The following is a 13,334-nucleotide window of genomic DNA, read 5'->3' as shown; positions in this document are numbered from 1 at the left end:
GAATAATTTTAAAAAGGATGTTTTATGATAGACAAGGAATTACATGTGGATGCAGATATTAACTGCTCAACAAGTACAGATAAAGACGGTATTATTACTCATGTATGTAGAGATTTTGAAAAAATATCAGGCTATACAAAAGAGGAATTGATAGGTAAAAATCATAATATTATTAGACATCCTGATATGCCAAAAATAATATTTAAAATAATGTGGATGAAATTGCATAATGGTGAGAAATTTATAGGTTTTATTAAAAATAAAGCAAAAGATGGTGAGTATTATTGGTTAAGTGATAAAGCCTATCTTTATAATAAAGGGGAAAATGGTGCATGTAAATATTTTTCTTATAAAGGTCCAATGTCACTACGTGCTAAGCATCATATAACTAAATTGTATAGTTCTCTATTGGAAAAAGAGAAAAATGGTGGCATTGAAGCATCCCAAAAATATCTTAATGAATATTTAAATTATAGAGGGGTAACGTATAATGAATATATAGAAACATTTGAAAATACGGCTGGACTTTTTAAGGTTGGTTACTTTATGACAAGAAAACTTTTTTCATAAAGTCAAGTAAGTTGATTGATTTACTTGACATTATGAAATTAATTCGCTATATTTACAAAAATGAACGAATATTCATTTTGTGAATATAAGGAATGTATAATGTTTAATATTGAAAATTATGAGATATTTGAAATTGTCAATTTAGGTGCCTTAATCATTGGTATTATTTTTGGTGCTATTGCACAAAACACACAATTCTGTTTTAATGGAGCTATCAAAGATTATATATTAATATCATCTACTAAAAGAGGTGCATCTATAATAACAGCAATGATCACAGCTATTATTGCAACGCATTTTTTAACTGTATTGACTGATATAGATTTAACTGAAACTGTGTGGTTAAGAGATGAGATAAATTACTTTGCTATTATTCTGGGAGGTTGTTTATTTGGTATAGGTATGATGATAGCCGATGGTTGTAGTAGTCGTCATTTAGTAAAGTTTTCTCAAGGTGATGGAAATTCAATGGTGACATTACTTTTTATCGCTATATTTGCATATGCCAGTACAAAAGGTATTTTAAATCATTTTGTTTATTCTTTAATTTCTAATGAAACATTATTAAATATATCTTCATATATTGAAAATGAAAGAACAAATATTTACGTAGTGTTATCTTTTCTTTTTCTGGTCTGGTTTTATTTAACTAAAAGTTTTAAAAGAGTTACTTCATTAAAAGATGGGTTAATGATTGGACTATTAATTGCGTTTAGCTGGTATTTAACTGGTGTGTATGGTGCTCAAAGCTTAGAACTTGATACAAGATATGTTCCCTTTACAAGTATAACGTTTGTTGGTCCGACAGCAAAAACATTAGAATTTTTCACACATTATAAGACAATGAATTTGAATTTTGGTATCAGTATTATAATAGGAGTATTGATTGGTGCTTTTAGTATGTCTAGAATTGATACGAAATACAATATGGGATGTGCATCAAATATTAAAGTGAATAAATTAAAAAATAGCATGCTTGGTGGCGCTTTGATGGGTGTTGGAGGCGTATTGTCTATTGGTTGTACTGTTGGGCAGGGATTGACAGGATTTTCTACATTGGCTTTTGCCTCAATCGTAGCAATCCTTTCAATATTTGTTTCAGGATCTCTAATGGGGTTATATATGAAGAGCAAAAATAAATTACCTATGTGCTTTATTTTTGAATGGGAAGATGAGAAGAAAAAGTAAGAGTTGATTTTTTTGATTATGATATAATTTTTATAGAATACTTTAACACAATAAAGAAGATGAATGCAACATGATACCTATAAAATTCTTATTAATGGAACAGTGCAAGGTGTAGGGTTTCGTCCATTTATTTATCAACTTGCCACACAATTTAGTCTTGTTGGTACGGTTTCCAATGGTCCTGGAGGTGTAGAAATAATCATTAATGCAACATCTGTAGAACTTGAAAATCTACTTTCTTCTATAGAAGCTAAATTACCTCCTTTAGCTTCTATAGATAAACTTCTAACTATTCAAGTGGATTTCACAGACTTTACGGACTTTACGATTATTAACACAAATGAAGAGGGCAAAAGAACAGTTCGTATCCCTCCTGATGTGAGTATCTGTAATGCTTGTGAAGAAGAGCTGTTTGACCCAAATGATCGTCGGTACGGATATCCGTTTATTACCTGTACGCATTGTGGAGTACGTTACTCTATTATCAAAGAGCTTCCTTATGACAGGATCAATACCTCTATGGCTGACTTTAAAATGTGCAAAGCCTGTGAAGAGGAGTATAGCAATCCACTGGATAGACGTTATCATGCCCAGCCGATAGGTTGTTATGATTGTGGACCTACATTGCGGCTATATAAAGGGAAAGAAATCTTAGATATCTCCAGAGATGAGATCATCGATACCTGTGTTACACTTTTAGAAGAAGGTAAGATATTGGCGGTGAAAGGTGTAGGAGGCTACCACCTTATGTGTGATGCCACAAACGATGAAGCTGTACAACGATTAAGAGAACGTAAAAAACGTCCTTCAAAACCGTATGCCGTGATGGTACCTGATGTACAAAGTGCTAAATTATTTGCATCAATTAATACTCAAGAAGAGATGTTACTGACATCAAAAGAGAGACCTATTGTCTTATTGGATATGATAGATGACACAGACATTTCTGAATATGTTGCACCAAATCTTTCCCGTATAGGACTTTTTCTACCTTATACTCCAGTGCATTTACTTTTACTTAAAAAGCTGCAAAAACCTCTGGTCGCTACAAGTGCAAATGTGACAGATGAACCCATATGTACAAATTTGGATAGCCTTGAAAAACTTGAAGGAATTTATGATTATGTACTGGATCACAACAGGATTATCGTCAATGGATGTGATGATTCTGTCCTAATGATAGTCAAAGGTCAAGCAGTGACACTACGTAGAGCAAGAGGATATGCACCTGCCAGTATTAGGCTACCCTTTGTATTAGAAAAAAATGTACTGGCGCTTGGCGCAAATCAAAAGAGTACCATCGCCATAGGTTTTGACAAAGATGTTATCCTCTCTCCTCATATTGGTGATCTAAATACCCTTGACTCCGTAGATTACTTTGAAAAGAATATCCAAACTTTAGAACGCATCTATGATTTTAAACCAGATATAGTGATGCACGATAAACATCCCAACTACGAATCTACCAAATATGCTTTACATCATTATGAAAATACAAAAGGTGTCCAGCATCATTACGCACACATATTGGGTGTGATGGCAGAGAAACAGATGATTGGTAAAGTGCTTGGTGTAGCTTTTGATGGAACAGGGTATGGAGATGATGGAAACCTTTGGGGTGGTGAATTTATGGTGTGTGACTATAATGGATTTGAGAGAGTCGCACATATAAACTACTTCAAAATTCTTGGAGGAACAAAAGCTATCAAGGAGCCAAAGAGAGTAGCACTTAGTTTACTCTTTGACCTCTATGGTGAAGAAGCTATCACACTCGAAAACCCTACTATAAAAGCTTTTTCTCCATCAGAACTAAAGACGTATTTCATTGCATGGCAAAAAGGCTTAAATTCTCCATTAAGCTCATCAATAGGTAGACTTTTTGATGCTGTGTCCTCTCTACTTGATGTATGTCAAGTGATGAGCTTTGAAGGTCAGAGTGGGATGATGCTTGAAGAGTTGTATGACGATAGTGTGGAGGGCCATTATACTTTTGATTATAAAGATGGTTATATAGATGTACTGCCACTTGTCAAAGAGATACTTTTGGAAACAGACATGACTGTAGCTGTCTCAAAGTTTTTTCATACACTCGTTGAGATAATCTCTGCTGTTCATAAGAAGTATGATTTAGCACTTGTATTAAGTGGAGGAGTATTTCAAAATAGGGTACTGTTAGCATTGGTAATACAGAAAATACCTAATGCGATTATTTCTAATACTATGCCTCCTAATGATGGCGGGATAGCATTAGGACAGATAGTAGCTAGTATGCAAAAAAATTAACAATAAAGGAAAATAATGAAACATCCAGTACGTGTAAAGCTTGAGGCAGGAGAAAAATATCTTTTTTGTACTTGTGGCAATAGTGAAGATGGGGTACTATGTGATGGAAGTCATAAAGGAAGTATGTTTGTTCCTAAAGAATTTATTGCTACGAGAACAGCTGAAAGTTATCTTTGTAGATGTAAAAAGAGCTATAATGGAGTATATTGTGATGGGAATCACGCTAAAAGAGAGAGTCTAAATCTTGATTTTCTAGATAGTTAAATCCCCATCATACCCCTTGAAGTGGAAAATAAGATTTTCTAGATAAGTTTCAAACCTATTAATGGTTTATCTCAGCACTATCAGTTTTGACTAAGTAATATTCGTATACTTTTCTCATTTTTTCTTTAAATATGTTGCAAAAATCAACCTTTGTCCTCACAAAGTTAATAAAATTAATATTCTAAACTTTTTATATTATTTATTTGACGTTAATATAAGCCTCAGTATTTCCGATAATAACGTACTTGTGAGCTTGTTAGACCTTTCATTTTCCCCGATTAATTTAATAATATATATAATCTATAGATTTACTTGACATTGATAATATAATAGGCTATACTTCAAAAATAAGCAAAATGAATGACTATTCATTTACTTTGGTACTAAAAATTTATTAAGGAGTATTAATGAGTAATATCATAGAGAGAAAATTTGAAATAATTGATGAAAGTCAAATACGTATCGTAGCTGCATTAGTAGCTATATCGATAGTAGCTTATTTATTTTTAGGCTATATAAGTTTGTTGATATTATTGATTTATCATTTTTTTATTCAATTATACTTAACACCTTTACTCAGCCCTCTAGAATTAATAGCATCATATATATCTTCTTCGTTTACACATGAGAGATATAGTAAAGATACATCAGGCAAAGAGTTTGCCACACATATTGCACTTATAATTGTAAGTGTATCCATAGTACTAGAAGTACTAAAATACACTAAATTAGCATCTACTTTAATTTTACTATTAGTAGTTTGGAAAATATTGGAAGCAACTAAAAATATTTGTTTAGGTTGTAAATTGTATGAACTCTTGCAGCGCAAGGGTATCAAAATTATTTCATTATAGATGATAATCAAAATGATTATGTTTATAAAGGGTAAAAAATGAAAGAAAAAGCGTATAGATCGATTTTAAAAACGATCTCATGGAGAACAGTAGGCACACTTGACACGGTCATCATTGCATATTTTATTACAGGTGATCTCACAATGGCAGCTTCTATTGGTTCTATCGAGCTTTTTACAAAAATGCTTTTATATTATTTCCATGAAAGAGTATGGAATAAAATATCTGTAGGTAAAGAAAAAGAACCAGAATATCAAATATAAGGAAAGAGTATGAATATAGGATTATTAAACAAGAAATTTAAAAATGCAAAGCCAGAAGAAGTTTTAAAGTTTTTTTTAAATAAATATGGAGAAAAAACTGCACTCTCAAGTAGTTTTGGAGTAGAAGACCAAGTATTAACAGACATGATGTTAAAGATTGATAAAAGTGCAAATATCTTTACCTTAGATACGGGGAGACTCCCTTATGAAACATACAGCGTAATGGATGAAACAAATTTTAAGTATGGGACAAAAATTAATGTTTATTTTCCCGATAGTGAAGATGTAGAAGCACTCTATCAGACACAAGGCATAAATGGATTTTATGAATCCATAGAAAATAGGAAAAGATGTTGTTTTGTAAGAAAAATAGCACCATTAGAAAGAGCATTAACTGATCTCGATATTTGGGTAACAGGACTTAGGGCTTCTCAGAGTGTAACAAGAGAAGATATGCAGTTATTTGAAATGGATGAAACACACAGTGTTATTAAAGTAAATCCTTTACTTAATTGGTCTGAAACAGAGGTATGGGAATATATACATAAAAATAATGTGCCATATAACAAATTACATGATCAAGGCTTTCCCAGCATAGGATGTGCACCATGCACTAGGGCTGTGAAAGATGGCGAAGATATTAGGAGTGGTAGATGGTGGTGGGAAAATCCTGAACATAAAGAGTGTGGTTTACACAAAAAATAAAAAAGGAATAAGATGATAAGTACAGAAAGATTAACACATTTAAAACAACTTGAAGCTGAGTCTATACACATCATGAGAGAAGTTATAGCAGAATTTGATAATCCCGTGATGATGTACTCAGTAGGTAAAGATTCTGCAGTAATGTTACATCTTGCACTAAAAGCTTTTGCCCCAGCAAAACTTCCTTTTCCACTTTTGCATGTGGATACTAAATGGAAATTTAAAGAGATGATTGCGTTTAGAGACAAGAGAGCTAAAGAAGAAGGGTTTGAATTATTGGTTCATACAAACCCTGAAGGAATTGAGAAGAATATCGGACCATTTACTCATGGGTCTGCTGTTCATACAGACGTTATGAAAACACAAGGTTTAAAGCAGGCACTTAACAAATATAAGTTCGATGCTGTATTCGGAGGAGCACGTAGAGATGAAGAAAAATCTAGAGCAAAAGAAAGGATTTATTCTTTCAGAAATAAGAATCATCGATGGGATCCGAAAAACCAAAGACCAGAACTATGGAATGTATATAACGCTAGAGTTCATAAAGATGAATCTATAAGAGTTTTTCCTATCTCAAACTGGACAGAATTGGATATCTGGCAATATATTTACCTGGAAGGTATACCTATTGTTCCTTTGTATTTAGCAAAAAATAGACCAGTAGTAGTAAGAGATGGTGTTAAAATTTTAGTTGATGATGAGAGATTACCTTTAGAAGAAGGTGAAATTCCAACAATGGAAAGTGTAAGATTTAGAACTCTTGGTTGTTATCCATTAACTGGAGCGGTTGACTCCACGGCAACGACACTTCCTGAGATTATTCAGGAGATGCTACTTACTAAAACAAGTGAAAGACAGGGACGAGTTATTGATAACGATAGTGCGGGATCAATGGAAAAGAAAAAAATAGAGGGGTACTTTTAAGATGTCAATTCAAGAAATAAAAATAGCCAACGATATAGAATCGTATTTAAAAGAACACGAGAATAAACAATTATTAAGATTCATCACTTGTGGCAGTGTTGATGATGGAAAAAGTACATTAATTGGTAGACTATTACATGACTCAAAAATGATTTTTGAAGACCAATTATCAGCTATAAAAAATGATAGTAAAAAAGTTGGTACAACCGATGGTGAATTTGATTTAGCATTATTAGTTGATGGATTACAAAGTGAAAGAGAACAAGGTATTACAATTGATGTTGCTTACAGATACTTTACAACGGATAAAAGAAAGTTCATTATTGCAGATACTCCGGGTCACGAACAATATACAAGAAACATGGCAACTGGAGCATCAACAGCAGATTTAGCAATTATTTTAATTGATGCCAGATATGGTGTACAAACTCAAACTAGACGACATTCATTTATTGCAAAACTATTAGGTATTAAACATGTTGTAGTTGCAGTGAATAAAATGGATCTAGTTGATTTTAACGAAGAAATATATAATGAAATTTGTAAAAACTATTTAGAATTTTCTAAAGAAATAGGATTAACAGAAGATATTACTTTAATTCCATTATCTGCGTTAAATGGAGATAATGTAGTAAATGTAAGTCCTAAATCACCTTGGTATAAAGGTGAAACTTTAATGCATATCTTAGAAACTATCGAAATTGATCATGATAGAGATTTAGCACACTTTAGATTACCAGTTCAATATGTAAATAGACCAAACTTAGACTTTAGAGGTTTTTGTGGAACGATTGCTTCTGGAATTATTAAAGTTGGTGATGCAATTACAGTTTTACCATCAGGTAAAAGCTCGACAGTCAAAGAGATTGTAACATATGATGGAAACTTAGAGTATGCGTATGCACAGCAAGCAATTACGCTTACATTAAATGATGAGATTGATATTTCAAGAGGTGACGTAATTGTAAAAAGTGATGAACAACCAGACCATTCAGAAAATTTGGATGTTGATATTGTATGGATGAGTGATGAGCCATTAACTAAAGGGAAACAATACTTTATTAAAAGAGCATCCACTCAAACTATTGGTTCAATTGATAGTTTTTATTATAAAACAGATGTAAATACGTTAGAACAATCACGTGCCAGTGCATTAAATTTAAATGAAATAGCAAGAGCTAAATTAGATTTAGAACAAAGTATTGCCTTTGATCCATATGAGCATAATAAAGTAATGGGTTCATTTATTATTATTGACAGAATTACAAATAATACTGTAGGTGCAGGAATGATAAGAAATAAATCTGAAAACCAAGATAAAGAAGAATTAAAGCATTCTGATTTTTTAATTGAATTAAATGCATTAGTTGAAAAATACTTTCCTCACGGGAAAAGTAACATGATTGTATAGGATAAAAAGATGGCAAGAGAAACAGCAGCACAAAGAGTAGAAAGAATTAAAAATGAAAAAGATGGACTGTCTGTATTGGAAGATATTAAAGAGTATGCTATTTCAAACAAAGAAATAGATCCTGAAGATATAGATAGGTTTAAGTGGTATGGTCTTTATACGCAAAATAAACATTTACAAGATGATAATGATGATACATTATATTTTATGTTAAGGATTAAATTAGAACAAGGCGTTATAAATATAAAGCAACTAAGATGTCTATCTGAAATTTCAAAAGAGTTTGCCAGGTCTACGGCTGATTTTACTACAAGACAAGATATACAATTTCACTTTATTAAAGTGATTGATCTACCTGAAATATTTACACGACTTCAAGATGTTGGACTGAGTTCAGTATTTGCTGCCGGAGATGTTCCAAGAAATGTAGCCACATGTCCTGTTAGTGGTATAGATCAAGATGATATATATGATACAACTTATTTAGCTCATGATATAAATAATTATCTAAGAGGTAACCCAGAACTTGTTAATTTACCAAGAAAATATAAAATAGGTATATCTGGGTGCAGTAAGCATTGCATGGGGCATGAGATACAAGATTTGTCATTTACAGCCGTTCAGATTGATGGTGAAGTATTGTTTGCAGTTTCTGTTGGTGGTGGGCTAGGTTCCAATAAAAAAATAGCACTTCATTTAGGATACGTAGTAGCTGCACAAGTACTTGATACGGTAAAAGAAATAACTATTATATACAGAGATCATGGTCTAAGAAAAAGTAGAAAGAAGGCTCGGTTAGGTCATCTCATCGATGAATGGGGATTAGATAAATTTAAAGAATTTGCAGAAGATAAGCTAGGATTCGAATTTATAAAAAAACAAATTTTTAAATCTACTCCTTATGCACGAAGAGAGCATTTTGGTATTCATAGATCATCTATAGTAGGTCAATCATATATAGGATGCGCTATTAATGGTGGGCATATTGGTTCAAAAGGCTTAGTAGATTTAGCTGATATTTTAGATAAATATCATGCTACTACAATAAAAACAACCAATACACAAAACTTTGTCGTTATTGATGTTCCAAATAACAATACAGAAAAATTAGCCAAAGCATTACTTGATATTAATATTGAAGCAAGACCCAGTCCTTTTAAGGCTAGAACTCTATCCTGTACGGGAATAAAATTTTGTAAGTTTGCAGTTGTCGAAACAAAAGATCAGGCAATACTTCTGGCATCATATTTGGAAAAAAGATTTCCTGATTTTAATGAAAATGTATCTATTTCTCTTAATGGTTGTCCAAATTCTTGTGCTCATCCACATGTTGTTGATATAGGATTATTGGGTACAAAAGTTAAGGATGAAGAAGGAAATACAGTAGCTGGATTCGAACTTATATTAGGGGGTAATTTAGAAGGAGAGGCCTCAAACTTTGGTCTTAAAACAGGCATCAAAATATTGCCAAAATATATTAACAGCACTCTGGAGTATATTATTGAACAATATATAAATAGTGAACAAAATGGATTAAACAACTTTCTAAAAGACAATATAGAAAATAAAAATTTTATTGATTCATTACAGTAGCATCGGATATAAATATGAAACAAAGACAAACTTTACCTATATTGCTAAAAGAACAACATATCCTTTTAATTGGTGGTGGAAAGGTAGCATTACAAAAAGCAGAAGTGCTAGCAGAGAATAATATCTCTTTTACTGTCATATCTAAAGAAGTACATCATAAAATAAAAGAACTTTGTTCAGATATACAAGTAAAACCTTTCAGAACGAAAGACATTCAAGATTATCTCATCGTTATAGATGCAACAGGCAATGATAAGGTTACGCAAAAACTGTTGAAGTATAAAGAGAAACACGCTCTTTTACTGAACGTAGTAGATATACCTAAAGTGTGTGATTTTTACTTTATGGCATTAACGAAGAATACTCCTTTGCAGATAGCAGTGTCAAGTTCGGGTGCCAGTCCTACTGTAGCTAAATACTTTAGAGACAAGTTTCAGGCACTCATACCTGACGATATGACAATATTTATAGAATCTCTACAGGCACAAAGAGACAAAGGCATTATAGAGATAGACAAAACACTTCAGGCAATCGAAAATATGACAGAGAAAGTCTACTTGGTAGGCTGTGGTCTAGGAGATCCAGAACTACTCACTATCAAAGCATATAAGATTATAAAAAATGTAGATGTTGTACTATATGACCATCTCATTTCTGATGAGATCATGGCACACGTACCAAAGAGTACAAAGAAAGTATTTGTAGGAAAAGAAAAAGGTTTTCATAGCAGGGCACAAGAAGAGATCAATGAACTTATACGTAAATACATTAATAATGGGTATTCTGTAGCACGTTTAAAAAGTGGTGACCCTTTCATCTTTGGTCGTGGTGCAGAAGAGTTACTCTACCTAACAAAAAAAGGTATAAAAACCGAAGTAATACCAGGTATCTCTTCAGCTATCTCTGCACCACTAATAGCAAATATTCCCATCACTGCAAGAGACTATAGCAATGCCTTTACTGTAGTATCAGCACACTTGAAAGATAACGCTATAAATCTTGACTGGGTACCAATGTTAGAAAATAAGAACCATACAGTTGTTGTTCTCATGGGACTTACACGTATTAAAGAGATAGTACAACAGGCTAAAACATTGGACATAGATATGGAGACACCCTGTGCCATTGTCTCAAGTGCAAGTAGAAAAAACCAATCTGTTCAGGTCGGTACACTTGATCATTTGAACATACTTTCTTTGACTGCAAAAAGACCAGCAATTATTGTTTTCGGAAACGTTGTTAATTTTTTAAATGAGTTAGAAAAATATGATACTCCCAAATTCAAATTTTAAAGGATCCATTATGTTAAAATCATGTCCAATTTCTGCGCATCGTATTGATGCACACTTTGTCAGACTTATTGCATTACAAGTTATGATTGTCGGATTGCTCCTGTTATTAACAGAGCATCTCTTCTTTGTTTTTCTATTACTATTTGATTTTTCAATTCGTACTTTAAAAATAAATAAATTGAGCCCCTTTGCAAATATCGCAAAATTTGTAATTCACAGCTTAGATATGAAACCTAAACTTTGTGATGAAGCACCCAAACGGTTTGCACTCTATTTCGGATTGGTTATTATTGGTTTTATGACTCTATTTTTTATCTTTGGATATGATAAGGTTACCAATGTTTTACTTGTTTCCCTTTTAGTTTGTGCTTTTTTGGAAGCGACATTTGATTATTGTGTTGGTTGTAAAATTTACTATTATCTTCAACATATTGTGCCAATGAATAGATGAATATTTAATAAATGCTTCTGTGGCACCTAGATTTTAAATCTATATGATAATTCTAAAGATTTAATTAATTCACTCTTAGAATAATTAAACCGCCACTCCGCCTCTTTTAAGTAAAAAACAAACTGTTCATCACTGACACCCTTATACTGCAATATAAAGCCTTCAAAAAAATCCCAAAACTGTGTAATTGTATTTTCTGATTTGGTGATTTTTGCTACTTTATTGAAGCGTAAGTATTTGAGTAAGAGTTTTTTTTCTTGTTCATCATCTGTATCAAATTTATAGTGTTGGATAGTAGGCATCATTAGATTGTAGATTTTGTTATCGTAGGAAAGAGTGAGGAACTGTTGGAGTCTATTTATATTTTCTTCTACCTTTAGGCTTTTGGGTAGGTAGAGGTACTCATCATAACTTGTAACTCTTTCATTGTGTAGTTGGTATTCTTTATCGGCATGAAGTGCAATGATTCTTCTGAATTTTTCGTAGTGTTTTTGTACCGTGGAAAAATGCATTCCCGTTTCTTTAGAAGCTTCAGTGGCATTGTATCCTTCTATGAATAGTGAGCATAACTTTTCTTCTCTTGCCAGTTTCAGAGGACTAAACTTACGTTTACATCTGCCGCATTTACGTTGATGGTCTTTGAGTAGATAAGTATAAGGATATTTACAATAGATACATTTCATGTCTTAGTATACTTTTTAGTCCTTAAAATAGAGTAGAAAGCAAGTTTTTAATTACTATTTAATAATTAAAGACTATTATAGTGAATCATTATTCATTAATAAAAAGGAGAGCTCAATGGAGTTATCATTATTTGTGGTTTTTTGGTACGGTATACTTCATGCTTTTGGTCCAGATCATCTTACTGCCATAGCTGATTTTTCCATTGGAAAAAATAAACGTAGAACCTTGCGCATTACTTCACTCTTTGCTATAGGACATGGACTTAGTCTTTTTGTATTTGCAAAAGTATTACAGTCTATGTCTATTTCAGAAGAAGTGTTGGCGTATGGAGATGTAATATCGGCTATAGTGATCATGGCTATGGGGATTTACTTATTACTTATGGTTGCCACACATCGCATACAGTTACGTAAACACATACACGAAGGAAAAGAGCACATCCACATCTGGTTTGGTAAATCACACATACACAGCAATGCAGATACCACATCTTCTTTTACGCTTGGTCTACTGATGGGTATAGGTGGGGTAAGGGGAATGCTTATTACACTTGGTGCGGTACAAGGTGGTGTTGTTGACTTTACCATGGTGGGTGCATTTACATTAGGAGTTATGCTTGTGTTTGTAGCCTTTGGATTGCTTATACTACATATTAATCAAAACTTTTTAGGCAACCTTCAAAATGTAAGAAGAACCTTTGCTACAGCTGGTGTGATTTCACTGGTTGTGGGAACAAATATATTACTTGGATAGACAAATTAAATTTACAGGAGAAACATATGTGTACAGACTGCGGATGTAGTATAACAGATAGTGCTATGGCACAAAGACACGAACATAGTCATGATGAGG

General features: G+C 32.7%; 14 protein-coding genes. 13 read left to right on the top strand and 1 reads right to left on the bottom strand.

Translation table 11 applies throughout. The annotated features are described in order from the left end of the window. The first annotated feature begins 24 nt into the window (after window positions 1-24). The 12 genes from ABYK33_RS04250 to ABYK33_RS04195 all read left to right on the top strand — a co-directional run bounded on the left by ABYK33_RS04250 (window position 25) and on the right by ABYK33_RS04195 (window position 11,798). Window positions 25-570: a PAS domain-containing protein gene (locus tag ABYK33_RS04250; protein ID WP_373031730.1), complete on the top strand. Its 546-nt coding sequence runs from the start codon at window positions 25-27 to the stop codon at window positions 568-570. A 99-nt stretch (window positions 571-669) separates the two neighbouring features. Then, window positions 670-1,758, top strand: coding sequence for a YeeE/YedE family protein (locus tag ABYK33_RS04245; RefSeq protein WP_373031729.1), 1,089 nt, complete (start codon window positions 670-672; stop codon window positions 1,756-1,758). Window positions 1,759-1,821: 63 nt separating this feature from the next. Then, window positions 1,822-4,041 (top strand): carbamoyltransferase HypF, encoded by a 2,220-nt coding sequence (gene hypF / locus ABYK33_RS04240; protein WP_373031728.1) that lies wholly within the window; start codon window positions 1,822-1,824, stop codon window positions 4,039-4,041. A 15-nt stretch (window positions 4,042-4,056) separates the two neighbouring features. Continuing rightward, the gene (locus ABYK33_RS04235) at window positions 4,057-4,305 is read left to right on the top strand and encodes a CDGSH iron-sulfur domain-containing protein (protein ID WP_373031726.1); all 249 of its coding nucleotides are present in this window, start codon (window positions 4,057-4,059) and stop codon (window positions 4,303-4,305) included. A gap of 407 nt (window positions 4,306-4,712) precedes the next feature. After that, the gene (locus tag ABYK33_RS04230; protein WP_373031725.1) at window positions 4,713-5,159 is read left to right on the top strand and encodes a DUF4395 domain-containing protein; all 447 of its coding nucleotides are present in this window, start codon (window positions 4,713-4,715) and stop codon (window positions 5,157-5,159) included. 38 nt (window positions 5,160-5,197) lie between these two features. Next, complete coding sequence (locus tag ABYK33_RS04225) at window positions 5,198-5,422, top strand: DUF2061 domain-containing protein (protein WP_373031724.1); 225 nt, start codon at window positions 5,198-5,200, stop codon at window positions 5,420-5,422. 9 nt (window positions 5,423-5,431) lie between these two features. After that, a complete protein-coding gene (locus ABYK33_RS04220) occupies window positions 5,432-6,127 on the top strand; it encodes a phosphoadenylyl-sulfate reductase (RefSeq protein WP_373031723.1) in 696 nt (231 codons plus the stop codon). Window positions 6,128-6,139: 12 nt separating this feature from the next. Next, a complete protein-coding gene (cysD, locus tag ABYK33_RS04215) occupies window positions 6,140-7,051 on the top strand; it encodes a sulfate adenylyltransferase subunit CysD (RefSeq protein ID WP_373031722.1) in 912 nt (303 codons plus the stop codon). 1 nt (window position 7,052) lies between these two features. Further along, window positions 7,053-8,462 (top strand): sulfate adenylyltransferase subunit CysN, encoded by a 1,410-nt coding sequence (cysN, locus tag ABYK33_RS04210; RefSeq protein ID WP_373031721.1) that lies wholly within the window; start codon window positions 7,053-7,055, stop codon window positions 8,460-8,462. Window positions 8,463-8,471: 9 nt separating this feature from the next. Continuing rightward, window positions 8,472-10,055, top strand: a complete 1,584-nt coding sequence (locus ABYK33_RS04205; protein WP_373031719.1) for a nitrite/sulfite reductase — start codon at window positions 8,472-8,474, stop codon at window positions 10,053-10,055. A gap of 14 nt (window positions 10,056-10,069) precedes the next feature. Continuing rightward, on the top strand, window positions 10,070-11,347 hold the full coding sequence (gene cobA / locus ABYK33_RS04200; protein WP_373031718.1) for a uroporphyrinogen-III C-methyltransferase: 1,278 nt from the start codon (window positions 10,070-10,072) through the stop codon (window positions 11,345-11,347). Between the two features lie 10 nt (window positions 11,348-11,357). Next, the gene (locus tag ABYK33_RS04195) at window positions 11,358-11,798 is read left to right on the top strand and encodes a DUF4395 domain-containing protein (RefSeq protein ID WP_373031717.1); all 441 of its coding nucleotides are present in this window, start codon (window positions 11,358-11,360) and stop codon (window positions 11,796-11,798) included. Between the two features lie 26 nt (window positions 11,799-11,824). Here the strand turns inward: ABYK33_RS04195 and ABYK33_RS04190 are convergent, their stop codons facing one another. After that, a complete protein-coding gene (locus ABYK33_RS04190; RefSeq protein ID WP_373031716.1) occupies window positions 11,825-12,481 on the bottom strand; it encodes a transposase in 657 nt (218 codons plus the stop codon). Window positions 12,482-12,596: 115 nt separating this feature from the next. Here ABYK33_RS04190 and ABYK33_RS04185 point away from each other — a divergent pair, with 115 nt between their 5' ends. Then, a complete protein-coding gene (locus ABYK33_RS04185) occupies window positions 12,597-13,235 on the top strand; it encodes a hypothetical protein (protein WP_373031715.1) in 639 nt (212 codons plus the stop codon). Window positions 13,236-13,334 lie beyond the last annotated feature (99 nt).

This window comes from Sulfurovum sp., from assembly GCF_041562805.1.
In the GTDB taxonomy this organism is placed as follows: domain Bacteria; phylum Campylobacterota; class Campylobacteria; order Campylobacterales; family Sulfurovaceae; genus Sulfurovum.
Note: the sequence above shows the minus strand (reverse complement) of the source record. Positions and strands in the feature narration are given on the sequence as shown.